Below are 24393 nucleotides of genomic sequence, written 5' to 3' on the forward strand. Positions count from 1 at the left end.
TGGTACCGATCTCGACCGATGAGCCTCGTCCCTTGGGCGGAGACGACAGAACGCCCCGTCGACAGGGTCGACGGGGCGTTCTGGATCAGTCGATCAGGCGTCCGCCTCCTGGACGGACAGGGCGCGCTCCACGCCGGCGAGGTTCTCGGCGACCAGGCGGCGCAGCGCCGCCGGTGCGTCGCGATTCTCGACGAGCCAGGCGCGCGTCGCGTCGCGTAGCGCGACATCGGCGAGAGGCGCCGGGTACAGGCCCACGATGAGGTAGTTCGCGATCTGATAGCTGCGCGATTCCCAGACCGGCAGGAGCATGTCGAAGTAGGTCGACACGAACGGGGCCAACAGTTCGCGACCGGCCGGGTGGGTGAAACCCGCAGCGGCCGAGCGGACGACGGTGTTGGGAAGGTCGTCCGAACCGACCAGCGCGTCCCATGCGGCCTGCTTGGCCGCTGCGGTGGGCAGCGCCGCCTTCGCTTGAGCGGCGAACTCGCCGCCCTTGGCCGTGTTGTCCGCCGCGAGGGCGGCGTCGATGTCGGCTCTGGTGACGAGCCCGCCCGCTGCGAGCGAGACGAGCAGTGCCCAGGACAGGTCGGCGTCGATCTCGAGACCGTCGAGGACGAGTCCGCCCTCGCGCAGGCTCTGCACGCGTGCGAAGTGCTCCGGGGTCGCTGCGGCCGAGGCGAAGGCGGTCACGAACTGCAGCTGGCTGTCGCTTCCCGCGGCGGCGCCCTGCGCGAGCTCCCAGAGACCGTCGGCGACGGCGACACGCGTCGCATCGCGCTTGGCGGGGTCGACGTAGGCGTTCGCGGTCAGTTGCAGCTGCGCGAGCGTCGTGCGCACGGTTGTGGACTCGGTCTCGGTGGCGATGTTGCCGAGGACGAGCTGCACGTACTCCGAGGCGGACGCCTCCGCATCCCGCGTCTGATCCCAGGCGGCACCCCACACGAGGGAGCGGGCGAGCGGGTCGCTGATCTTCGACAGGTGAGCGACGGCGGTGGCCAACGACCGGTCGTCGAGTCGGATCTTTGCGTACGCCAGGTCGTCGTCGTTGAGCAGGATGAGGTCGGGGCGGCGGTGGCCGACCAGCTCTGCGACGTCGGTGCGGTCGCCGTCCACATCGAGCTCGATGTGATGCACGCGCACGAGCGCGTCGCCCTGCAGGTCGTAGAAGCCGATGCCGAGACGGTGCGGACGGATCGTGGGGTAGTCCGCCGGAGCCGTCTGGATGATGGAGAACTTGCTGATGGTGCCGTCCACGGACTCGTCCACCGCGGGGGTGAGCGTGTTCACGCCGGCCGTCTCCAGCCACTTCTTGGACCAGCCGGACAGATCGCGACCACTGGTGGACTCGAGCTCCGTCAACAGATCAGGCAGCTCGGTGTTGCCCCAGGCGTGCTTCTGGAAGTACGCGGACACGCCGGCGAAGAAGGCCTCGACGCCGACCCACGCGGCGAGCTGCTTCAGGACGGAACCGCCCTTGGCGTAGGTGATGCCGTCGAAGTTGACCTGCACGTCCTCGAGGTCGTTGATCTCGGCGACGACAGGGTGCGTCGACGGCAGCTGGTCCTGGCGGTAGGCCCAGGACTTCTCCATCGCGTTGAACGTCGTCCATGCCTCGGTCCACTCCGTGGCCTCGGCGGTGGCGATCGTCGATGCCCACTCGGCGAACGACTCATTCAGCCAGAGGTCGTTCCACCACTTCATGGTGACGAGGTCGCCGAACCACATGTGGGCCAGCTCGTGGAGGATCGTGACGACGCGACGCTCCTTCACTGCATCCGTGACCTTGCTGCGGAAGACGTAGGTCTCGGTGAAGGTCACGGCGCCCGCGTTCTCCATCGCACCGGCGTTGAACTCGGGCACGAAGAGCTGGTCGTACTTCGCGAACGGGTAGGCGACGCCGAACTTCTCCTCGAAGTACGCGAAGCCCTGGCGGGTCTTCTCGAACACGTAGTCGGCGTCGAGGTACTGCCAGAGGCTCTTGCGCGCGAACACGCCCAGCGGGATGACGCGGCCCGACGAACTGGTGAGCTCGGAGCGCGTGACCTCGTAGGGGCCGGCGATGAGCGCGGTGATGTATGACGAGATACGGGGCGTGGGCTCGAACGTCCACGTCGCGATGCCGTCACCCGCGGGCGCTGGCGTGGGCGTCGGGGAGTTGGAGACGACCTGCCATGAAGCGGGAGCGGTGATCGTGAACTGGAACGTCGCCTTCAGGTCGGGCTGCTCGAACACGGCGAACACGCGCCGCGAGTCGGGCACCTCGAACTGCGAATAGAGGTACACCTCGCCGTCGACCGGGTCGACGAACCGGTGCAGGCCCTCACCGCTGTTGGTGTATCGCGCGTCGGCATCGACGGTCAGTACGTTGTGGGCGGCCAGATTCTCGAGCTGGATGCGGGAGTCCGCGAAGGCAGAGGGGTCGATGTCGACGCCGTTGAGTGTGATCCGGTGCACGCGCTCGGCGATGAGGTCGACGAAGGTCGAAGCGCCTTCGGTGGCGGCGAAACGGATGGTGCTGGTCGAGCGGAACACCTCCGCTCCGGTGGTCAGATCCAGCGCGATCTCGTACGACTCGGTGTCGACGACCGCGCGGCGCTCCTGCGCCTCGATCCGGGTCAGGTTCTCTCCAGGCACTGCGTTTGCTCCCATGGGGTGAGGGTGTGAAAGGCACGGCATCGCTGCTGGCGACACGGGCGAGACCTCCAGCCTACGGTTTTGCTGCGCATCGGCGGTATCGCTCCGGCCCGATCCGTCGGCGGTGGGAGGATGTTGGCGTGACTTCCCCTGAACAGACCCCTCTCCAGACCGAGACGCCCGGCACCCCTGTGCCCTTCGCATCGGCGCACGCCGCGAGCGGTCCGCCCTGGGTCGAGCAGCCCACCGCCTACGACGCCGTCCTGCTCGCCGGGTTCGGGGGGCCCGAGGGGCAGGATGACGTCATCCCGTTCCTGCGCAACGTGACGCGCGGGCGCGGCATCCCGGACGAGCGCCTGGAGGAAGTGGCGCACCACTATCGCCACTTCGGCGGCGTGAGTCCCATCAACGCACAGAACCGCGCGCTGAAGGCCGCGCTCGAGGCGGAGATCGCCCGTCGCGGTCTCGCGTTGCCGGTCTACTGGGGAAACCGCAACTGGGGCCCGTACCTGGAGGAGGCCGTGCAGGAGGCGGCCGATGCCGGTCACACGACCCTGCTGGCGGTCGCGACGAGCGCCTACAGCTCGTTCTCCAGCTGCCGCCAGTACCGCGAGGACTTCGCGCGCGTCCTGGAAGCGACGAACCTGGGCGAGAAGGTGACGATCGACAAGGTGCGTCAGTTCTTCGACCACCCGGGCTTCGTGTCGACCTTCGTCGAGGGTGTCCGGGAGGCTGTTTCGGGCTTTCTCGCCGACGGTGTGCCCGCCGAGCAGATCCGCGTGCTGTTCTCGACGCACTCGATTCCGACCGCCGACGCACAGCGCTCCGGCCCGCGGGACCGCGACTTCGGCCCCGGCGGCGCCTACGAGGCCCAGCACCTGGCGGTCGCGGAGGTCGTCATGGCGCAGTCGGCACCGGAGATCGGGTGGAAGCTCGTCTACCAGTCGCGTTCGGGTCCCGCATCCCAGCCTTGGCTCGAGCCCGACATCAACGACGAGATCACGGAGCTCGCCGCGGCCGGGGTCACGGCTGTGGCGATCGTGCCCCTCGGCTTCGTGAGCGACCACATGGAAGTCCTGTGGGACCTCGACACGGAGGCCATGGAAACGGCGGAGGAGGTCGGCATCCGTGCCGTCCGCACACCGACGCCCGGCATCGATCCCGCATACGTGTCGGGACTCGTGGATCTGATCGCGGAACGACTCGCCGGTAGGCCGGCCGATCAGCGTCCGCACCGGACCTCGCTCGGTCCGTGGTTCGACGTGTGCCGACCCGGTTGCTGCGAGAACATCAGGGCGGGCTTCAAGCCCGCAGCCGCCGGCGTCGCGCCGTGAGTGCGGGGCGGGCGGGCGCATCCCTAGGATGAGCATCATGCGCATCCACATCGCCACGGATCACGCCGGCCTCGAGTTCTCGACGCGCCTGCAGCACCACCTCGCCGAAGCCGGTCACGACGTCGTCGACCACGGGCCTCTGGAATACGACCCGGTCGACGACTACCCGGCGTTCTGCATCCGCGCCGCTCAGGCGGTCGTTCGCGATCAGTCGGCCGGCATCGAGACGCTCGGCATCGTGTTCGGCGGCTCGGGCAACGGCGAGCAGATCGCGGCGAACAAGGTCGCGGGAATCCGGGCGGCGCTGGTCTGGAACATCGCGACGGCCGAGCTCGCGCGCGAGCACAACGACGCGAACGTCATCGCGATCGGCGCGCGTCAGCACACGTTCGAGGAGGCGACGACCTTCATCGACCGCTTCATCGCCACGCCGTTCTCGAACGAGGAGCGGCACGTGCGCCGCATCGCGCAGATCGCGGACTTCGAGCGCGACGGCTCGCTTCTTCCCGACCCGCGTGCGGGTCGCGCGCGCCCCGACGTGCTCGCCGACGCGTCCAGCAGCTTCGACCCGGAAGCGGGCTGATGCCCGAAGGCCATTCCGTTCATCGGATCGCCCGGCAGTTCGATCGCAACGTCGTCGGACACCGGGTCCAGGCGTCGAGCCCGCAGGGGCGATTCGCCGAGGGGGCCGCGCTGCTGGACGGTCGTGAGGCGCTGTCCGTGCGCGCCGTCGGCAAGCAGATGTTCCTCGAGTTCGAGGGGGATCTGTGGCTGCGGGTGCATCTCGGGATGTACGGCGCGTGGGATTTCTCGGGTGAGATCCTCGTCGACCCGACGATCGCCTCCGCCAACGGACGCATGGGGCAGACGAACCAGCGGGGGACCGACACGGAGCGCATCGAGGACGCCGCCGGTGAGAATTCGCTGAGCTCCATCGGTGCGCCTCGAAAGGCTCGCGGGCACGTGCGCATGTCGGAGCAGACGTCGGGACTCGACGACACCGACGCGACCTGGCCGCCCCCGGTCGTGGGCCAGGTGCGGCTGCGGCTGTTGACCGAGACCACCTGCGCCGACCTGCGCGGACCCACGGCGTGCGAGGTGCTGGCCCCCGATCAGGTGCAGGCGGTCATCGCGAAGCTCGGCCCGGATCCCCTCGTCGACGACGTCGCCGAGAGCGAGGAGCGCTTCACGCGTGTGGTCCGGCGCAAGCCCACGCCGATCGGACTCCTGCTCATGGACCAGAGCGTCGTGAGCGGCATAGGCAACGTCTACCGCGCCGAGCTTCTGTTCCGTGCCCGCCTCGACCCGCACACTCCCGGGCGCGACGTGCCCGAGGAGCTCGTCCGCGGGCTGTGGCGCGACTGGGTGAGGCTGCTGCGCATCGGGGTCGAGACCGGCCAGATGATGACGATGGACGACCTCACCCCTGATGAGTGGCGCCGGGCCATGGCGCATCGCGACGATCGTCACTGGGTCTACCACCGTGCGGGTCTGCCCTGCCGCATCAGCGGCACGTCGATCGTGTTGGAGGAGATGGGCGCGCGGAAGCTCTACTGGTGTCCGGTGTGCCAGAAGTGAGGATGCCGTGAGACAGAATCCGAGCTTCGCGATGACCGACGTCGCGGAGATCCGGCGGCTCATCGAGCAGAACCCGTGGGCGACGCTCGTCAGCGCGGGGCCCGACGGTCTTGTCGCATCGCACTACGCGGTGCTGCTCGATGACGACAGGGACGATCTGAGCATCGTGGCACACGTCGGCAAGCCCGACGACACGATCCACGGCTTGGGGGAGCGCGAGCTGCTCATCGTCGTCCAGGGGCCGCACGGCTACGTGTCGCCGGGCTGGTACGGCGACGTGCCCGCGGTGCCCACCTGGAACTTCGTGGCCGCGCATCTGAGCGGCATCCCCGAACTGCTCGACACCGACGAGAACCTGCGGGTGCTCGACCGTCTCGTCGACCGGTTCGAGTCGCCGATGCCGTCCCCGCGCCGGATGTGGGAGCGACCGAACGACGCCGAGTTCGTCCATCGCCTCGAGCGAGGCACGGTCGGGTTCCGGCTCACTCCGAGCTCGGTCGTCGCCAAGCGGAAGCTGAGCCAGAATCGGCCGGCGGAGGTGGTCGACCACATCGTCGACATGCTGCGCGCCGACGGACCCCACGCGAATCCGGCACTGGCCGACGAGATGGCCCGCGCCCGGCGCGCGCGGCGCGAGGTATGACCCGGCCCCGCATCGACGCGGTCGCCGACGTGCGGATCGCGGGACCGGGTGCCGAGCTCCTGCCGGGCGCGGAGGTGTACGACATCGTCTTTGAGGACGGGCGCATCGCCGACATCGCGCCTGCCGGGGCGCTCCGGTTGAGTGGCGCGGTGCATCGCGCCGACGGCGCCTTCGTCATCCCGGGTCTCTGGGATCATCACGTGCACGTGACGCAATGGGCCTTGGCGGCGTTGCGCGAGCCGCTCGGGGACGCGGTCTCGGCGACGGATGCGGCGGCCCGGATGGGGCGGGCGGCCCCGGGTGTGGACGGTCGGCGCGTGGGAACGGGTTTCCGTGACGCCCTCTGGCCCGACGTGCCTTCACTCGAGGTGCTCGACGCGGCGACGGGCGACATCCCGAGCTACCTGATCAACGCCGATGTGCACAGCGTGTGGCTCAACTCTGCAGCGCTCGCGCGCGAAGGCGTCTCGAGTGACGACGGGGTCCTGCGCGAGGGACCGGCTTTCGAGATGTCCCGGCGCCTCAACGAGCTTCCGGATCAGATCGCGGATGCGGCGGTGGCGACGATGGCTGCGGCCGCGTCCGCCCGCGGTGTCGTCGGCGTGGTGGACCTCGACATGGTGTGGAACGAGTCCTCGTGGCAGCGACGACGGTCGGCCGGCTTCGATCAGTTGCGTGTGGAGTTCGGCGTCTACCCCGATCTCCTCGACCGTGCCATCGCGGCGGGCCTGCGCAGCGGGGACGTCCTGCGTGGCGACGATGACGGCCTCGTCACGGTCGGTCCCCTCAAGGCGATCACGGACGGGTCCCTCGGCACCCGCACGGCAGCGTGCTCGGTCGCTTACGCGGACGGGACGCATCCGCACGGGCTGCTCACGATCACACCGGGTGATCTGCGCGAGATCATGACGCGGGCGACGGGAGCGGGCTTCGACTGCGCGATCCACGCCATCGGAGACGATGCGCTGCGTCATGCCCTCGACGCGTACGCGGCGACCGGTGCACACGGCACCATCGAACACGCGCAACTCGTGGCTGCGTCCGACATCCCGCGCATGGCCCGACTGGGGCTGGCGGCGAGCGTGCAGCCGGAGCATGCGCTCGACGACCGCGATCTGACCGACAGCATCTGGGCGACGCAGACGGCGCGTCCGTACCCGCTGCGCTCACTGTGGGCCGCGGGAGTCGACCTCCGCTTCGGATCGGACGCTCCTGTCTCCCCGCTCGACCCGTGGCGTGCCATCGCGGCCGCTGCGTCCCGCACGCGCGACGGGCGCGAACCCTGGGCGCCCGACGAGACCGTCTCGGTGGACGTCGCCCTGGCCGCATCCACTCATCGCGGCTCCGCGGATCCCGATACGATCGCCGTCGGGCAACGCGCGGATCTCGCGCTTCTCGCGGCGGACCCGCGGACCGCGGAGCCGGCAGCTCTGCGTGGGATGGAGGTCGTGGGTACGATCCTGGATGCACGTGTGACCCACGCCTTCTGAGGGCGATTACGCTCGGGACATGATGGTCCTGCTCGCCGTGCTCCTGCTCGTCAACGCGGTCTACAACGTCGTGGTCTGGCCGCGCTTCTACGGTCGCGTCGCGAAGGATGCGCGGGCGCGCGACGCCGCGGGACGCCCGACGCGGTTTCTCATCGTCCATGCGGTGCTGATCGGTACGGCCCTCGTCCTGGCCGTCGTGTCGGCGGGTGCGGCGGTGTGGGCTCTCGTGGCGGGCTGAGCGCCTACGCTGTCTCGGTGGCCATCTCGAAGATCCTGCTGTACTACCGGTTCACCCCGATCGCCGACCCCGAGGCCGTGCGCCTGTGGCAGCGCGACCTGTGCGAGCTACTCGGACTGCGCGGTCGCATCCTCATCTCGAGACACGGCATCAACGGCACCGTCGGCGGCGAGCTGGGCGCGGTCAAGACCTACGCGCGCAAGACGCGACAGTACGAGCCGTTCCGCGGTCTCGATCTGAAGTGGTCGGAGGGCACTGGGCTCGACGACGAGGGGCGCAGCCTCGACTTCCCGAAACTGTCGGTGAAGGTGCGTGACGAGATCGTCACCTTCGGTGCTCCCGACGAACTGCGCGTGGACGCAGACGGCGTGGTCGGCACCGGCACGCACCTGACACCCGGAGCCGTGCACAAGCTCGTCGAGGAGCGCGGCGACGATGTGGTCTTCTTCGACGGCCGCAACGGGTTCGAAGCCGAGATCGGACGTTTCCGCGGTGCCGTCGTGCCCGATGTCTCCACGACCCGGGAGTTCATCGAGGAACTCGACTCCGGACGATACGACCATCTGAAGGAGAAGCCGATCGTCACGTACTGTACCGGCGGCATCCGGTGCGAAGTGCTCTCGAGTCTGATGACGGCGCGCGGCTTCCAGGAGGTCTATCAACTCGAGGGCGGCATCGTCCGATACGGCGAGACCTTCGGCAACGCCGGGCTCTGGGAAGGGTCGCTCTACGTCTTCGACCGAAGGCAGGCGATGACGTTCGGAGCCGACGCCGAGCACATCGGCCGCTGCACCGGATGCGGCACATCCACCTCTCGGATGATCGACTGCGCGATCGTCGGGTGCCCCGATCGCGTGGTGCGCTGCGAAGCGTGCGAGGGGAGCACGGCGTGCAGCCACCATCCGGAGCTCGTGGCGGGCTGAACAGAACCCCTGAGAAGATGGACGGATGTCCTCCACTGACGCCGCTCTCTCTCGTTACACCGTCGCGACCGACGGGGCGTGCAAGGGGAACCCGGGGCCCGCAGGGTGGGCGTGGGTGGGCGAGGACGGCCAGTGGGCCGCAGGCTCGCTCCCCAGCGGTACGAACAACATCGGGGAGTTGCTGGGACTGCTGTACGCCATCAGGGATCACTTCGAGGTGCCCGAGCTCATCGTGCAGGCGGACTCGACGTACGCGATCGACACCTACACGAAGTGGATGGATGGTCATGCTCGTCGCGGATGGGTGACCTCGGCCAAGAAACCGACCGCCAACCGCGACATCCTCGAACAGCTCATCGAGGTGCGTGACGCGCGGCGTGCGGCGGGGCTTCCCGACGTCGTTCTCGAACACGTCCGCGGACACCGCGGGCATCGCCTCAACAGCTGGGCGGACGAGCGTGCGGTCCGCGCGTCTCAGCACGCGGCGAAGGGCGAGGAGCTCGTGTGGACGTCGCTTCGTGGCCTGGAGCCGCTGGATGTCAGCGTGGACCCGCCGCGCAGCGCGGGCGATCGCGCCCGCTGATCTGCTCTCGCGCGGTCGGCTCTCGCGCGACAGGATGGGGGCGTGCACACCCTCGACAACCCCCTGATCGTCGCCGATGCCACCGCCTGGCGCGCATGGCTCGACGAGCACGAGCACGACGAGGAGGGTGTGTGGCTCGTCCTCGCCAAGAAGGGCACCACTGAGCCCACCACTCTGACGTACGACGGAGCGCTCGACGAGGCGCTGTGCAGCGGCTGGATCGATGGTCAGAAGCGCGGGCGCGACGAGGCGACGTTCCTGCAGCGCTACACCCCTCGCCGTCGTGCATCGCTCTGGTCGCAGCGCAACCTCACGCTCGTGGCCGCGTTGATCGATGCGGGACGCATGCGCCCGCGCGGGCAGGCAGAGATCGACCGCGCCAAAGAGGACGGGCGATGGGAGCGCGCCTACGCCGGGTCGGCCACGATAGAGGTGCCCGATGACCTCCTGGCCGCACTCGCCGCCGAGCCCGCCGCAGCGGAGCTCTTCGCACGCCTGGATGCGACGAACCGCTATGCGGTCCTGCACCGGGTCGCGACGGCCACGCCGTCTGCGCGGGCGGGGCGCGTCGCGCGGCTCGTCGGGATGCTGGCCGCGGGGAAGACGCCGCATCCGATCGGTGAGCCGCGCGGCCCCCGGCTCACGTAGGCTCGGATCATGCTCGCAACCGTCATCCACGCCGCCCGTGACATCCGCGTCGAAGAGGTCCCGCGACCGCAGTTGTCCACGGGGCGCGACGCGATCGTCCGCGTCGTCGCCGCGTGCGTGTGCGGCTCGGATCTGTGGCCTTACCGCGGAGTGACACCGACGGAGCGCCCGCACCGCATCGGTCATGAGTTCGTCGGTGTCGTCGAGGAGGTCGGCGACGCCGTCGAGAACGTCCGCGCCGGCGACTTCGTCATCGCGCCCTTCTACGTGTGCGACGGCACGTGCGTCAACTGCCGCAACGGCGTCAGTACCTCTTGCCTCAACGGCGGATGGTGGGGCAGCGACGTGCGTGAGGACGGCTTCGCCGACGGTGGTCAGGGCGAGTTCGTGCGCGTTCCCCTCGCCGACGGCACCCTCGCCGTCGTCCCGGGCCCGGTGGAGCCCGACGAGATCCCGGGGCTGCTGACGCTGAGCGATGTCATGGGTACGGGACACCACGCCGCGGTCTCCGCTGGGGTGAGCCCCGGTGACAGCGTGGCCGTCGTCGGCGATGGCGCCGTCGGTCTGTGCGCGATCATCGCCGCGAAGCGACGGGGTGCGACGACGATCATCGCGATGTCACGCCACCCCGAGCGACAGGCGTTGGCGCGCGAGTTCGGCGCCACGCACATCGTCGCCGAGCGCGGCGAAGAGGGGATCGAGAAGGTGCGGGAGCTGACCGGCGGCATCGGCGCCGATCGCGTGCTCGAGTGCGTCGGCACGAAGGAGTCGATGGACCAGGCGCTGCGCTCGACCCGCCCGGGCGGCATGGTCGGCTACGTCGGCGTCCCGAACGGCGGTCCCGAGCTGCCCGTGCGCACGATGTTCGGGTCGAATGTGGGCGTCAACGGCGGTGTGGCGCCGGTGCGCGGTTACATCGAGGAGCTCTTGCCCGACGTGCGCTCGGGCGCGATCCGACCCGGCCTCGTGTTCGATCTCGAACTTCCGCTGCGCGATGCCGCCGAGGCGTACGCAGCCATGGACGAGCGCCGGGCGACGAAGGTCCTGCTGCGTCCGTGAGTCGGCGCGTGGTGCGCCCAGCGGGCGAGGGAGTGAGCGAGTCGGTGGCGACAGGAGACGACATGGTGGCGCAGGCGCAGGGGACGACCTGGCTTCTCGTCGACGGGGAGAACATCGACGCGACACTGGGCGGCTCCATCCTCGGCCGCCGCCCGCAGCCGGACGAGCGCCCGCGCTGGGATCGCCTGCTCGCCTTCGTCGAGCGCACCTGGGGAGGGCACGCGCGCGGCCTCTTCTTCCTGAACGCCTCGACGAACCTGCCGATGACCTTCGTCCAAGCGCTGACGGCTCTCGGCTTCGAGCCGGTCCCGCTGTCGGGCCCGGCGGACGCGAAGGTCGTCGACATCGCCATCCAGCGCACCCTGCGGGCCCTCCACGAGCGCGACGACGACGTGGTGCTCGTCAGCCACGACGGCGACTTCGTGGAGGATCTCGCACCTCTCGCCGACGGCGAGCGGCGAGTCGGAGTGCTCGCGTTCAACGAGTTCCGAAACACCGGTTATGCCGCACTCGGCGGGATCACCTTCTTCGACATCGAGTACGACGCGCAGGCGTTCGATGCGCCCCTGCCGCGCATCCGCGTGATCCCGATCGACGAGTTCGACCCCACGCAGTTCCTGCGCTGAGCGAGAGCCGTCGCCGGGTCAGAGGGACAGTTGGTAGTGGATGAATCCGCTGCGCGTCGCGACCTGGTCGTACAGTGACCGAGCACGGGCGTTCGTCTCCGACGTCAGCCAGTAGACCTTGCTGCAGCCCGCATCCTTCGCCCAGTCGCGTACGTGGCCGATGAGCGAGCGGCCCGCGCCGGACCGGCGTGCGTCGGGGGAGACGAAGAGGTCCTCGAGGTAGCAGTAATCGCCCCTGGACCACGTCGCCTGGTGTGTCAGCCAGTGCACGAGCCCGATTGCGCGCCCCTCCTGCCAGGCGATCGCGCCCTCGAGCCCGGATGCGGGATCGACGATGCGGTCGAAGGTGTAGCGCGTGACATCGTCGGTGAGTTCCGTCTCGTAGAACTGCAGGTAGCCCTGCCAGAGCTCGAGCCAGACGGCGTGGTCTTCGGTGCGGACGGCGAGGGTCTCCAGCATCCGACCAGCCTAGAGCCGCCGCCTCGACGCGGTCGTCGGGCAGTGTCGTCTTCGCTGGGCGACAGGTGTCAGAGAAAGTGTTGCCCATTAGTGATTGTTCTCGCTAACATGCAGGCGTCGCCCACCGGACGAAGATCGTTCGGCCCCGCGTCCTGAAGAGGCGAGGCCCGAGTGCGGCGGCTGTTCGTGGCGCCGGGAGGGCGGCACGATGCGGCGCGATGGTGCGCGGAAGGGGAGACATCAGTGACGATCATGAACCCGAGGAAGCGCGCAGGGCGCCTCCTGACCCGAGCGGCAGCTCTGACGGCCGCGGTCGCGACCACCGTCTCCGGTGCGGTCGTGAGCACGGCGGCTGCGCGAGCAGCGGATGACGACCCCTGGTCGGGCCAGGGGAAGAGCTTCACCTCTACCCAGACCGCCGCGGGCACGTTCACGAACGCCATCATCGGATCGGACGTCCCCGACGTCGCGACGATCCGCGTGCCGGCGGGCACGGCCGGTGCTGACAGGGACACCTACTACATGATCTCCACGACGATGGAGCTCACCCCCGGCGCCCCGATCCTGCGTTCCTACGACCTCGTGGACTGGGAGATCGTCAACTACGTCTACGACGTCATGGAGGTCACCGACACCAACGCGCTGCGCAACGGCTACAGCGCGTACGGACAGGGACAGTGGGCCAGCACCTTGCGCTACCACGACGGTACGTTCTACGCGCTGATGAACAGCAACAACAACGGTCACGCGTACCTCTTCACGACGACCGACATCGAGAAGGGACAGTGGGAGAAGCACAGCTACAACCGCAGCTTCCACGATCCGAACATCTTCTTCGACGGTGACACTCCGTACATCGTCTACGGCAGCTCTTCGATGCAGATCGCCCAGATGAGCCCCGACCTGCACAGCGTGATCAGCGACCGCGTGGCGGCGACCACCACCACCGCGATCAACAACACCGGCCTGAGCACGTCCGAGGTCATGGGTGGCGGCTGGGAGGGGAACCAGGTCGAGTACATCAACGGGTACTACTACGTCCTCGGCATCGCCTGGGGAAAGTACGGGCGCCAGGCCATCGTGCTGCGTTCCAAGAGTCTGCTCGGCGCCGCCGCATCCGACCCCTATGAAGTTCGGGTCGCCGTGGGCTCAAATCTCGTCGCGCAGGGCGGCTTCATCGGCACGGGCGACTCCGCGACGCCGCAGTGGGCGCTCTTGTTCGGCGACGACTACCCGACCGGCCGGGTCCCCGTTCTCGTGCCCGTCTCGTGGGACGCTGCGGACAAGGACGTCTGGCCCGTGTTCGGAACCGGCGTCTACGGGAGCTCCCAGGTGCCTCTGCCCGGCGCGCAGCCGATGCCCGTCACCCTGGACGCGGCAGACAGGCGCAAGGCAGAGTCGGCGAGCGTCGTGACCTCCGACCGGTTCGACAACGACGCCGAGCAACGGGACTTCCACAACCCCAACGTGCCCGCACCCGAGGTCGTGGTGCCGGAGTCCCGAGGCGAGCACATCGCCAACGGCACGATCGAGGGCGGTACGACGGGGTGGCAGCCGCTGGGCGGAACGACGCTCGGACTCGGCTACTCCACGCGCCACCAGGGTTCCATGTCGCTGAAGGTCAACGGTCGCACGACCGATGGTGCCGGCGCATCCCAGACTGTGACGACACTCCAGCGCGGCGCCACGTACGCGGTTTCCGCGTGGGTGCACTATCGCGACGCCGGTGCGGATCCCGCGACCTTCGCGCTCACCCTCAGCGACGCGAGCGGTCACTCCTACGTGATGGCGCAGGCGGGCGTGCCGAAGGGCTCGGCCTCTGCAGCGACGACGTTCGTCCAGGTCGCCGGTGAGTTCACGGTCCCTGCGGAGCTGGATGTCGCCGACGCGAAGGTCTCGATCGTGACCGTCGACTCGGCCATCGTGCCCGACATCTTCTTCATCGACGACGTGTCGATGGTCGGAGCGCGGGCCGTCCCAGACCACTACACGGCCGAAGAGGGCGCCGACAACGGCTCCCACCTGGCACTGCCGTGGCAGTGGGGGCACAACGCGGACAACAGATACTGGTCGCTGACCGATCGCGATGGCTGGCTGCGTCTCACGAACGGACGCGTCGTGACCGGTAAGGCGAACAAGCAGTATCAACTGACGTACTTCGAGGAGGCGCGCAACACCCTCTCGCAGCGCACGTTCGCCCCGGCCTCGTCCGCCCAGACCAGGCTCGACTTCGGTGCGCTCAACGATGGCGACGTCTCAGGGCTCGCCGTCTACAACCGGCAGGTGAGCTACATCGGCGTGGCCAAGCAGAACGGGCAGTTCACACTCGGCGTCGTCAACCGTCCGGTGCGCGATTACACCGACCAGGAGTCGATCGCGACAGCGGAGGACTTCGTGGCGAGCGTGGCCGTTCCGGCCGGAACGACCACGGTGCTGTTGAAGGCAGACCTGAACATGCGGAAGTCCGGCGCCGATCGCAACACCGTGCGATTCCTCTACAGCTGGGACGGCGTCACCTGGAACGCGCTCGGAGGAGCCCAGCCGAAGCGCGCCTCGTGGGAGTCGAAGCACTTCAAGGGGCAGCGGTTCGGCCTGTTCAGCTACGCGAAACAGACGACCGGCGGGCACGCCGACTTCGACTACTTCTACCTCTCCGATGTGCTGAGCGCCGACGGAGTCGCCGTGGACACGAGCGACCTCGACTGGCTCATCCGGGAGGCGTCGGGTCTGGACCGGCGCGACTTCACCGATGCATCGTGGGCGCGCGTGGAGGCAGCGCTGGCGTGGGCGACGTCCGTCTCGGGGCCGACGACGCAGAACGAGGTCGATGCTCCGGCCCAGGCCCTGAATCGCGCGATCGCCGATCTCGAGGAGCTGCCCGTGCCGACCCCGGTCGTCTCGGCCGACCTGACATCGGATGCGGCTCAGGTCTCAGGCTGGTATCCCGCCACGGTGTCGGTCGCGCTGGCACTCAACGAGCGGGCGAAGGCCGACATCGAGTGCCGGATCGACGGCGGAAGCTGGTCGGAGTACCAGGACGAGATCGTGGTCACCGACTCCGGAGCGCACACCGTCGACTACCGCGCCAGCGTTGCGGGTGAGCCGGTCGCGGAATCGGGAGGCACCGCATCCTTCTCCATCGACGTCGACGCTCCTGTCACCACGGCGACGGTGGACGCCGTGGCGCGCACCGTGCGCCTGACCGCGGTCGACGCGCACGCGGGAATCGACCGGATCGAGTATCGGATCGGCGACACCGGGTCCTGGTCGCGTTCGGACGGAGTGGTCTCGGTCGGCGACGGTGCGAGCCTCGTCGGTTATCGAGCGGTCGATGTCGTCGGGAACATCGAGGCCGCGCAAACGGTGATCGTGCCCGGCGTGCACGGGCCGTCACCCAGCCCGTCGTCGACCTCGACGCAGCCCACCGCGCCGACGGGTGTCGTGGCTCCCTCTGTCGATGACCTGACCGCGCAGCTGCGGGGCGCGGTCACCGCGCCGGCGACAGTGCGGCGGGGCGAGGCGCTGACGTTGACGCTCGGGGGTGTTCAGCCGGGCACCGAAGTTCATGTCTGGCTGTTCTCGACACCGACCTACCTCGGGAAGGCCACGGTCGGTGCGGCGAGGACCGTCACCGTCAGCGTGCCCGGGACGACGAGTCTGGGAGCGCATCGCGTTGCCGTCGCCGGCGCCGACGGTTCCGTCATCGGATGGGCACCGGTCACCGTGACGGCAGCGGACGGTTCCCTCGCCGTGACCGGGCGGGATGCGGCCGGAGTCGCGGTGATCCTGCTCGGCGCCGCCGTCCTGCTGGCGCTCGGAGCTCTTGTGGTGTGGCGCCGTCGACGCACCAGGCGCACCACCCCGTCGTCGTAGCGGCCGAGCTTCCGCGGCTCGCGCCCGAGGCGTCCTCGGGGTGAGGCAGGGGGACGTCGTCCTCAAGGGCGGCGTCCCCCTGCACGTGCGGTGTCGCGGGTCGCACTCAGGCTGTGTGGCGCGACGGGTGCCGATCGGCTCAGGGGCGCGGACTGCGGCGGAAGGTCAGGTGCGTGACACCGTCGGGCGCCGACTCGCTGGTGGCTTCGTAGTCCGCCTCCCACCCGCGGAGGTCGTCCCAGAGTCGGATTCCGTCGCCGAGGATGAGGGGTGAGATGCCGACATGTAGGTCATCGACGAGTCCTGCACGGAGGAACTCCCGCGCCGTGCTGGCACCGCCGCCGATCCGCACGTCCGCACCGCCCGCGGCCTCGATCGCCCGAGCGAGGACGGCTGCCGGCGTGTCCTGGACGAAATGGAAGACGGTGCCGTTCGCCATCTCGATCGTGGGGCGCTGGCGATGCGTGAGGACGAAGACAGGGACCTCGAAGGGAGGTTCGTCCCCCCACCATCCGCGCCACTCCGGGTCGTCGCCGTACAGATGAAGGCCGAACATCCCCGCGCCCATGATCTCGGCGCCGATGCCTTCGAAGTAGCGTGCCGCGTACGCGTCGTCGACGCCTGCCGTCCCTGAGCCGCTCTCGTCGTGGAGCACGCGGCGTCGGAAGGTCCGGGTCGCGACGTAGGCGGAGGTGAGTCGTCCCCAGTCGTCACCGAACGGATTCTCCGGCGTCTGGTCCGTCGTTGTGGCGAATCCGTCCAGGGAGATGTTGAGGTCGAGGCGTACGCGGGTCACACTTGAGGATCCGGCCGAGGGCAGCGTCTGTCAACATCCGACACGGCGACGGGTTGTCAGCCGCGGTGATCACCTGCTTGCCGGGGGGAGCGGATGCGGGGCACGATGATTCCGGTGGCACGCGTACGCCAGAGGGGGTGCAGCATGGTGCGTCGGGTGCGCGAGGCGATCCGCCGTGCCTTCCTGACGTTCGCTGACGCGGTCTCCGGCGGAGCGTTCCTGACACGGTGGAGCGCCCTTCTGTCCTTCATCGTCGCCAGCACGGTCAGCGTCCCGACGATCGCCGATGCGACGTTGCAGGGGTACGCCGCTGCCGTGCTGGTCGGTGCTCTCGGCTGGATCGTGCTCTCGCTGATCGTGTTGCCGGCGGCCGCCGCCGAGCGTCGGCTGAAGGCGCCTCGTGCGCGGGCGGTCGTGGTTCTGGCCGCATTGGTTGTTGCGGCACTCGTGCGCGCGCCCGTCAACAACGCCGTGAGCGTGCTGCTGTGGGACACTCCGACGACGGGCGGGTGGGGTCCACGGACGCTCACGAACGTCGTCACGACGCTGGTGGTGTTCGGGGTCGTCGGGGTCGCGACGACGCAGTTCGCGCGTCGCCGTCTCGTCGCACAGCGCCTGTCTGATGCCCTGGTATTGATGCGCGAGCGCCTGGCGCGTGCGCAGGAACGTGTGACCCAGACGGACGCCGTCCTGGCCGATACGGTGATCGAGCTGCGAGCGGGCCGGGACGCGATGCTGGAGGGTCGCGTCGACTTCGACACCGTGCGGGCGTACGCCGGGCAGGTGCGGGAGACGAGCCACCGGTTGGCCGGGCAGGCGGAGGATGCGGGAGCTCTCCCGAAGGCACTCGCCGAGAGCAGATATGCGGCACCGGCCGGTCGGCCACCGTGGATTCTGATCCCGACTCCCTGGCTCGTCGTCGCGCTCGTATACAACATCGCCTCGCTGCCGTTCGCGCTCACCGCCGGACCGCCCGCCATCGTCGGCATCGGCTACCTCGGCGTGTGCCTGATCGATGTCACCGCGGGAGCGGTGACCCGTCTTCCTCGCCTGCGCGGGGCGACGCCCGGCTCCGTGAGGCCCGCCGCATTCATCGGGACATGGCTGCTGGCCGGGATCGGCGTCGCGCTTCTCACGTTCTCCCTCTTCCCCGATGTCAGGATGCTCAGTGTGGTCGGCGTCGTGGCCATTCCGGCCGCTGCGATGGCGCTCTCGCTGTGCGTGGACGCGATGCGGCGGGTGCGCTCCGCCGAGTACCGCTCGGCCCGTGTGTTGGCGCGCGTCGCACAGCATGTGGCGGCGCGACAGGCTCAGGCGGGCGACCGACTCGCCCGCGCATCGAGTCTGCTCCATGGTCGGGTGCAGGGCAGATGCGTCATCCTGGCGGCTCAAGCGGACGACGGATCGCCCTCCGCCGAGGAGATCGAGGTGTTCCGTGCGCAAACGGACGATGCCTTCGACGCCATCCTCGACCGCCGGTCGGGCCCGGAGGGAGCGCCCGCGTCGGGCCTCGCCGGATCTCTCGACGGACTGCTGTCCGCCTGGAGCGGTGTCGTCGCGACGACGCTCGAGCTCGACACGGCGGCGACGCTCGCTCTGACTGATCCGGCGACGGCCGATCGCGCGATCTACGCGGTCAACGAAGCCCTCGTGAACGCGGTCAAGCATTCCGCGGCGCGGGTCGCCGCCGTCGCGATCTCGGGGACGACGGACGGTCGGGTGCGTGTTCGGGTTTCGTCGCGCGGCGCTCTCGCTGCATCCGCCGGACGTTCCGCCGGGCTCGGGACGAGAGCCCCGGGGATCGCCATCAGCCAGCAGGGCGACGACGTCGTGCTCGATTCGGTTCTGCCCGCCGCAGGCTGACGGTGCGCCCTGTGCTCGTTCGACGGTCGCGGGTGCGCGGGAGCGGACTCAGGCCGAGAGCGGGATCTTCCAGCCCAGCGCGGGCGCGACGTACTTTGCGAACGACTCCACGACGCGCAGGTTGAACTCCACACCCAGCTGGCTGGGGATGGTGAGCATCAGTGTGTCGGCGGACTGGATCGCCGCATCCTGGAGCAGCTGTTCCACGAGCACATCTGGCTCGGCGGCGTAGGTCTTGCCGAACGTCGAGCGCATGCCGTCGATGACGCCGATCTGATCGCCGCCCTGCGACCCGCCGAAGTACATGGCATCCTCGGCCGTCGTGATCGGGAAAATACTGCGGCTGACCGAGACGCGCGGTGCGCCCGCATGGCCGGCCTCGCGCCACGCGGCCCGGAACGCGTCGATCTGCTGTGCCTGGAGGAGATCGAAGGGCGTGCCGTCGGCCTCAGTGAGCAGCGTCGACGACATGAGATTGACGCCCACGCGTCCCGCCCATTCGGCCGTGTCGCGGTTGCCGGCGCCCCACCACACCCGGGAGCGGAGCCCTGGAGATTGCGGTTCGATCGCCTGCATTCCGGTCCCGCCGCCGAAGGGACTGTTCGCGTCGCGCTCCGCGAGTGGCTCGCCATCGATCGCGCGGAGGAACAGCTCGAAGTGTCGACGCGCGATATCGGCGCCGCGCGGATCCTCGGAGCCCGTGTATCCGAAGGTCTCGTAGCCGCGCACCACAGACTCGGGTGACCCGCGGCTGACGCCGAGCGCGAGTCGGCCGTCGCTCATCAGGTCGACGGCCGCCGCCTCTTCGGCCAGGTAGAGCGGGTTCTCGTAGCGCATGTCGATCACGCCGGTTCCCACCTCGATGCGCGAGGTTCGTGCGGCGATCGCTGCGAGCAGCGGCATGGGCGAGCCTTGCTGACGCGCGAAGTGGTGAACCCGGAAGTAGACGCCGTCCACACCGAGCTCATCCATGCCCACCGCGAGGTCGATCGCCTGGAGCATCGAATCGCGCGCGGTGAGGATGCGTCCGCCGCCGAGAGGGCCATAGTGCCCGAAGGACAGTGTTCCGAAGCGTTCCATATCGTGGTCAACGATACGGAGCGAGAAAGCATTCCGGTGAATCGATCTCCTTCTCGGCGGCCCTCATCCGCCGGCGTCGTGCGAAGCCGGGAGTTCGACATCCGCTGGATGGATTCCGAGGACGGGGCGCCGTGGCTACGCTGGCGCCATGACAACGCTTGTGCTCACCGTCGTCGGCGTCGACCGTGCGGGCATCGTGTCCGCGGTCGCCGAGGTGATCGGCGCGCACGGCGGCAACTGGGAGAACAGCGAGCTCGCGGAGCTGGCGGGCACCTTCGCCGGCGTAATCCAGGTGGAGGTCGCTCCGTCCCGCGCCGAGGAGTTGCGGGACGCGCTGAAGGCACTGGACGGGTTGGCGAGCATCGTGGTCGTCACGCCCGGCGGGTCCCTCGTCGCGCGGAGCGAACTCACCATCCGCGTGATGGGCAACGACCGCGTCGGAATCGTGCGTGAGGTGACCAGCGCGCTGGGCGAGCGTGGCGTCAGCGTCATCCGGATGACGACACTGACCCAGGATGCGGCGATGTCGGGCGGTCGACTGTTCCAGGCGGAGATCTTGGCGGCAGTGCCCGGCGACACTTCCGTGACGGAGGTCGTGGCGGCGATCGAATCGATCGCGGTGGACATTCAGGTGGAGGCGACCGTCGTCCCCACCGGATGACGGCCCTCAGTCGTCCCGAAACGCCTCGGACGACTCGTCAGGGGCGAGCACGCCGGAGGCCGGTTGCTCCGGCCCTTCGGCGGGCGGACCGGGCGTCGGCGTCGTCGTCGGCTCGGGCGACGGCGTGGGCTCGATCGTCGGAGACGGGGTGGGCTCCGGGGTCGGCGCGGGGGCGACGGGCGGTGCCGGCGCGGGAGCAGGCGCAGGCTGCGGAACGCGTCCGACTGTGGGCGGGGTGCCGCGCTCGCGGCGGGGCAGCGCCGGGGTGGTGTCGTCCTGTGCGGGAGGCTCGTAGATCGGGGTCGGCTCCGTGCCGATCGCGGCCTCCAGGGACGCGGGAGCGCTCAATGCGATGGGGGGCAGCGCGCGGTCGGTGCTCGCCGCGCGAGGCGAGGTCTCGGCGTCGGCACCGGTGAGCGCGAACGCGCTCAGGCAGGAGAGCACGAGCGCACCTGCCGACGCGACCATCGCGGTCACGAGCGGTCGGGGCGCGGGCATAGAGGTCTTCCTTCGGTAGATATACCGGCGTTCGGGGTCCTTCCATCATTCTCCGGACGTCCCGTGACGTCAACGCGAGCCGGCGCGACAGCGGGTGCGGCGAATGTCGGATCGCCCGGTCATCCACCGAAAAACTGCTGCGGTATATCGCGCGATCGCGCAAGCCCGGCCCCTATGTCGCGTCCGCTTCGTACGCTGGAGACATGGCAGAACATCACGCAGATCACCGCGCCGAAGCGAAGCGGGAGAACGCGGGGCGTATCCCCTCGATCGCCCTCAACTCGGGGCACGACATCCCGCAGCTCGGATACGGCGTCTTCAAAGTGGACCCCGCTCAGACGGAGCGATTCGTCTCCGAAGCCCTCGAACTCGGATACCGGCACATCGACACTGCCGCGATCTACGGCAATGAGGAAGGCGTGGGCCGCGCCATCGCGGCCAGCGGCATCCGGCGCGACGAGCTGTTCATCACGACGAAGCTCTGGAACGACCGCCAGGCCGGCTCGCAGCCGAAGCAGGCTCTCGAGGAGAGTCTGACCAAGCTCGGCCTCGACCACGTCGACCTCTACCTCGTGCACTGGCCCGCGCCGGCGAACGACAACTACGTGCACGCGTGGGAGCAGCTCGTCTCGTTCAACGAAGCCGGACTCGCCCGCTCCATCGGCGTCTCCAACCACCTCGTCGAGCACCTCGAACGACTCGTCGCAGCGACCGGCAAGGTGCCCGCCGTCAATCAGATCGAGTTGCACCCCGCATATCAGCAGCGCGAGGTCGTCGCCTGGGCGAAGGACAACGACGTGCATATCGAGGCATGGGGGCCGCTGGGGCAGGGCAAGTACGACCTGTTCGGCACCCCGGCGATCCACGACGCCGCGGCATCGCACGCCAAGACGCCCGCCCAGGTCGTCCTGCGCTGGCACCTCCAGGTCGGCAACATCGTGTTCCCGAAGACGGTGAATCGCGACCGGATGGCGGAAAACCTCGATCTGTTCGACTTCGAGCTCTCCGACGATGAGGTCGCCGCGATCACGGCACTCGACCCGGGTGACGGATCTGGCCGTGTCGGGACGCACCCGAACGACCTGAACTGACGCATCCGAACGAGAGGGGGTGGGCATCGATGATGTCCACCCCCTCTCGGCGCTGATGGCAGCAGCGGATGCGGCGGGCGTGTACTCGCCGCATCCGACTGCATCAGACCGGCGTCGCGGCGCTCTCTCGGCGGGGCAGCACCCAGCCCCGGCGCGGGAAGTGGCAGGTGTAGCCGTTCGGGATGCGCTGGAGGTAGTCCTGGTGCTCGGGCTCCGCCTCCCAGAACGGGCCCGCCGACTCGATCGTCGTCACGGCCTTTCCCGGCCACAGGCCCGAGGCGTCCACATCCGCGATGGTGTCGCGGGCGATCTGCTCCTGCTGCTCGCTGAGCGGGAAGATCGCCGAGCGGTAGCTCGTGCCGATGTCGTTGCCCTGGCGGTTCAGGGTCGACGGGTCGTGGATCTGGAAGAAGAACGCGAGGATGTCGCGATACGTCGTCTTGGTCGGGTCGAACACGATCTCGACGGCCTCCGCATGGCCGGGGTGGTTGCGGTAGGTCGCGTGATCGTTCTGCCCGCCGGTGTATCCCACGCGTGTGTCGAGAACGCCGGGCTGACGACGGATGAGGTCCTCCATGCCCCAGAAGCACCCGCCCGCGAGCACGGCGGTCTCTGTGCCGGGGATCTGCGTGATGGTTCCGTTGTCGGTGGTCATGCTGACTACTCCTTGTCGGACGGATCGTCGCTGCGTGATGGCTTTCACGAGTGTAGATCCGCCGGTCTGCGATGCGGCCGGTCGGCGGCATCGTCGGATACAACAACGCTCCCCACGGTTTTGGTCCCGCACCCGACAATCTCGTCAGCGGCGGCGTGAGCGCAGCAGCCGCCCCCTCATGCGGGTGGGAGTGATGGGGATCGGACGCGTGACGATCGCATCCACGACCATGGAGCCGCTGGTCGGGCCCACGACCGGGATGGGCGTCGTCTCGGGGGAGACGTGGTCCACGCGAGAGATGGGATCGTGGGCGAGGCGGCGGTGAGCGCGCACGTACGCCGGGATGAGGACGACCACGGCCCCGAGCCACGCGAGCGGGTTGCTGAAGGCGACGCCGGCGAACCCGAATGCGGCTCCGAGCGCGATGGCGGCGCCCACCCGCATCACGAGTTCGATCACTCCCGTGAGGGTGGGGATCACGGTGTGGCTCAGGCCCTGGAGTGCGCCGCGGAGGACGAACAGGATCCCGAGGAACGTGTAGCTCGCGCCATTGATCACGAGGTTGAGCGCGGCGAGATCGACGACCTGCGGTGCGGTGTCTCCGACGAAGAGGCGCACGATGGGGGCGCCGAACGTGATGAGCAGGCCGCCGAGCGCGACGGCTCCGGCGATGGCGAGCCAGGATGCCTGGCGCACCCCGGCGCGGATGCGGTCGGGACGGCCGCCCCCGAAGTTCTGCGCGACGAACATGGACACGGCCAGCCCGAGGGACTGAAGCAGCGCGACGGCGAGTCCATCCACTCGCGCCGCGGCGGTGTACGCGGCGACCGCATCCGCGCCCAGCTCGTTCAAACGCACCTGCACCGCCAGCGTGCCGATGGCGATGATCGAGGCCTGGAATCCCATGGGCAGTCCGAGCCGCAGGTGCAGCGAGATGTCGGCCCGGGTGATCCGCCAGTCGGCCCGGCTCAGATGCAGGATCGGTACGCGCCGGCGCACGTACGCGAGGCACAGCAGCACGGACACTGCCTGCGAGACGACGGTCGCGACGGCGGCTCCCGCGACGCCCCATGCGAGAGGTCCCACCATGAGCACGACGAGTCCGGCGTTCAAGAGGCACGCGACCGTGAGGAACACGAGCGGGGTGCGCGCGTCGCCGATGGCGCGGATGGTGGCCGCGAGGTAGTTGAAGAACATCGTCGCCGCTGCGCCCAGGAAGCTCACCTGCGCGAAGACGGTCGCGTTGTCGAGGAGTTCCGGGGGAGTCTGCAGCATCTGGAGCAGAGGACGCGACACGAGTGGCGCACCGACCGTGAGGATGGCGCTGGTCGCGGCTGTCAGCATCGCGCCGGTGGCGACCGAGCGCCGCACCGCGGCTGCATCTCCGGCTCCGAACGCCTGTGCCGTGGGGATGGCGAAGCCCGAGGTCAGACCCCACGCGAATCCGATGAGCAGAAACAGCAGACTGCCGGTCGCGCCGACGGCGGCGAGCGCGTCCACGCCCAACTCCCGCCCGACCACGATCGCATCGACCACCTGGTAAAGCTGCTGCACCACGTTGCCGATGAGCAGGGGGACGGAGAAGAGGAGGATGACGCGCCAGGGGCTGCCCGTGGTCAGTGAGGTGGACATGCGAAAGAGCTCTCGAGATCGTGCGGTGA

General features: G+C 69.1%; 22 protein-coding genes. 15 read left to right on the forward strand and 7 right to left on the reverse strand.

Going from position 1 to position 24393, the window contains the following annotated elements:
• Window positions 1–93: 93 nt before the first annotated feature.
• Window positions 94–2634: an aminopeptidase N gene (gene pepN, locus SK224_RS08535; RefSeq protein WP_320434736.1), complete on the reverse strand. Its 2541-nt coding sequence runs from the start codon at window positions 2632–2634 to the stop codon at window positions 94–96.
• A 140-nt stretch (window positions 2635–2774) separates the two neighbouring features.
• Here pepN and SK224_RS08540 point away from each other — a divergent pair, with 140 nt between their 5' ends.
• From SK224_RS08540 to SK224_RS08590, 11 genes are all read left to right on the forward strand, one after another.
• Window positions 2775–3968, forward strand: coding sequence for a ferrochelatase (locus tag SK224_RS08540; protein WP_413816770.1), 1194 nt, complete (start codon window positions 2775–2777; stop codon window positions 3966–3968).
• 37 nt (window positions 3969–4005) lie between these two features.
• Window positions 4006–4551 (forward strand): ribose-5-phosphate isomerase, encoded by a 546-nt coding sequence (locus tag SK224_RS08545; RefSeq protein ID WP_320434298.1) that lies wholly within the window; start codon window positions 4006–4008, stop codon window positions 4549–4551.
• The gene (locus SK224_RS08550) at window positions 4551–5546 is read left to right on the forward strand and encodes an Fpg/Nei family DNA glycosylase (RefSeq protein WP_320434299.1); all 996 of its coding nucleotides are present in this window, start codon (window positions 4551–4553) and stop codon (window positions 5544–5546) included. The genes SK224_RS08545 and SK224_RS08550 overlap by 1 nt, the downstream gene beginning before the upstream one ends.
• Window positions 5547–5553: 7 nt before the next feature.
• Window positions 5554–6189, forward strand: a complete 636-nt coding sequence (locus tag SK224_RS08555; RefSeq protein WP_320434300.1) for an FMN-binding negative transcriptional regulator — start codon at window positions 5554–5556, stop codon at window positions 6187–6189.
• Complete coding sequence (locus SK224_RS08560; RefSeq protein ID WP_320434301.1) at window positions 6186–7679, forward strand: amidohydrolase; 1494 nt, start codon at window positions 6186–6188, stop codon at window positions 7677–7679. Before SK224_RS08555 ends, SK224_RS08560 begins: the two co-directional genes overlap by 4 nt.
• 19 nt (window positions 7680–7698) lie before the next feature.
• Window positions 7699–7917, forward strand: coding sequence for an SCO4848 family membrane protein (locus SK224_RS08565; protein WP_320434302.1), 219 nt, complete (start codon window positions 7699–7701; stop codon window positions 7915–7917).
• Window positions 7918–7934: 17 nt separating this feature from the next.
• Window positions 7935–8840 (forward strand): rhodanese-related sulfurtransferase, encoded by a 906-nt coding sequence (locus SK224_RS08570; protein ID WP_320434303.1) that lies wholly within the window; start codon window positions 7935–7937, stop codon window positions 8838–8840.
• A gap of 25 nt (window positions 8841–8865) precedes the next feature.
• Window positions 8866–9423: a ribonuclease H gene (locus tag SK224_RS08575; protein ID WP_320434304.1), complete on the forward strand. Its 558-nt coding sequence runs from the start codon at window positions 8866–8868 to the stop codon at window positions 9421–9423.
• Between the two features lie 42 nt (window positions 9424–9465).
• Window positions 9466–10071 carry a YdeI/OmpD-associated family protein gene (locus SK224_RS08580; protein ID WP_320434305.1) on the forward strand — a complete coding sequence of 202 codons (606 nt, stop codon included), beginning with the start codon at window positions 9466–9468 and terminating at the stop codon, window positions 10069–10071.
• Window positions 10072–10080: 9 nt separating this feature from the next.
• The gene (locus tag SK224_RS08585; protein WP_320434306.1) at window positions 10081–11130 is read left to right on the forward strand and encodes a zinc-dependent alcohol dehydrogenase family protein; all 1050 of its coding nucleotides are present in this window, start codon (window positions 10081–10083) and stop codon (window positions 11128–11130) included.
• 62 nt (window positions 11131–11192) lie between these two features.
• Entirely contained in the window at window positions 11193–11756 is a 564-nt protein-coding gene (locus tag SK224_RS08590; RefSeq protein ID WP_320434738.1) for an NYN domain-containing protein, read from the forward strand.
• Window positions 11757–11774: 18 nt separating this feature from the next.
• Here the strand turns inward: SK224_RS08590 and SK224_RS08595 are convergent, their stop codons facing one another.
• Complete coding sequence (locus SK224_RS08595; RefSeq protein WP_320434307.1) at window positions 11775–12215, reverse strand: GNAT family N-acetyltransferase; 441 nt, start codon at window positions 12213–12215, stop codon at window positions 11775–11777.
• A 252-nt stretch (window positions 12216–12467) separates the two neighbouring features.
• Between SK224_RS08595 and SK224_RS08600 the strand changes: the two genes are divergently transcribed.
• Window positions 12468–16088, forward strand: a complete 3621-nt coding sequence (locus tag SK224_RS08600) for a family 43 glycosylhydrolase (RefSeq protein ID WP_320434739.1) — start codon at window positions 12468–12470, stop codon at window positions 16086–16088.
• Between the two features lie 139 nt (window positions 16089–16227).
• Here SK224_RS08600 and SK224_RS08605 read toward each other — a convergent pair whose 3' ends face one another.
• Window positions 16228–16884, reverse strand: coding sequence for a dihydrofolate reductase family protein (locus SK224_RS08605; protein WP_320434308.1), 657 nt, complete (start codon window positions 16882–16884; stop codon window positions 16228–16230).
• 144 nt (window positions 16885–17028) lie between these two features.
• Here SK224_RS08605 and SK224_RS08610 point away from each other — a divergent pair, with 144 nt between their 5' ends.
• Window positions 17029–18747, forward strand: a complete 1719-nt coding sequence (locus SK224_RS08610; RefSeq protein ID WP_320434309.1) for a hypothetical protein — start codon at window positions 17029–17031, stop codon at window positions 18745–18747.
• Between the two features lie 48 nt (window positions 18748–18795).
• Here the strand turns inward: SK224_RS08610 and SK224_RS08615 are convergent, their stop codons facing one another.
• Window positions 18796–19827, reverse strand: a complete 1032-nt coding sequence (locus tag SK224_RS08615) for an LLM class flavin-dependent oxidoreductase (protein WP_320434310.1) — start codon at window positions 19825–19827, stop codon at window positions 18796–18798.
• Between the two features lie 148 nt (window positions 19828–19975).
• On the opposite strand from SK224_RS08615, the gene SK224_RS08620 reads away from it, so the two are divergent.
• A complete protein-coding gene (locus SK224_RS08620) occupies window positions 19976–20488 on the forward strand; it encodes a glycine cleavage system protein R (protein WP_320434311.1) in 513 nt (170 codons plus the stop codon).
• A 6-nt stretch (window positions 20489–20494) separates the two neighbouring features.
• Here the strand turns inward: SK224_RS08620 and SK224_RS08625 are convergent, their stop codons facing one another.
• Window positions 20495–20986, reverse strand: coding sequence for a hypothetical protein (locus SK224_RS08625; RefSeq protein WP_320434312.1), 492 nt, complete (start codon window positions 20984–20986; stop codon window positions 20495–20497).
• Between the two features lie 203 nt (window positions 20987–21189).
• On the opposite strand from SK224_RS08625, the gene SK224_RS08630 reads away from it, so the two are divergent.
• Window positions 21190–22077 (forward strand): aldo/keto reductase, encoded by an 888-nt coding sequence (locus SK224_RS08630; protein ID WP_320434313.1) that lies wholly within the window; start codon window positions 21190–21192, stop codon window positions 22075–22077.
• Window positions 22078–22180: 103 nt separating this feature from the next.
• Here SK224_RS08630 and msrA read toward each other — a convergent pair whose 3' ends face one another.
• Window positions 22181–22732 carry a peptide-methionine (S)-S-oxide reductase MsrA gene (msrA, locus tag SK224_RS08635; protein ID WP_320434314.1) on the reverse strand — a complete coding sequence of 184 codons (552 nt, stop codon included), beginning with the start codon at window positions 22730–22732 and terminating at the stop codon, window positions 22181–22183.
• 144 nt (window positions 22733–22876) lie between these two features.
• Window positions 22877–24364, reverse strand: a complete 1488-nt coding sequence (locus tag SK224_RS08640; protein ID WP_320434315.1) for an MATE family efflux transporter — start codon at window positions 24362–24364, stop codon at window positions 22877–22879.
• Window positions 24365–24393: the final 29 nt, after the last annotated feature.

This window comes from Microbacterium sp. BG28, assembly GCF_034044005.1.
In the GTDB taxonomy this organism is placed as follows: domain Bacteria; phylum Actinomycetota; class Actinomycetes; order Actinomycetales; family Microbacteriaceae; genus Microbacterium.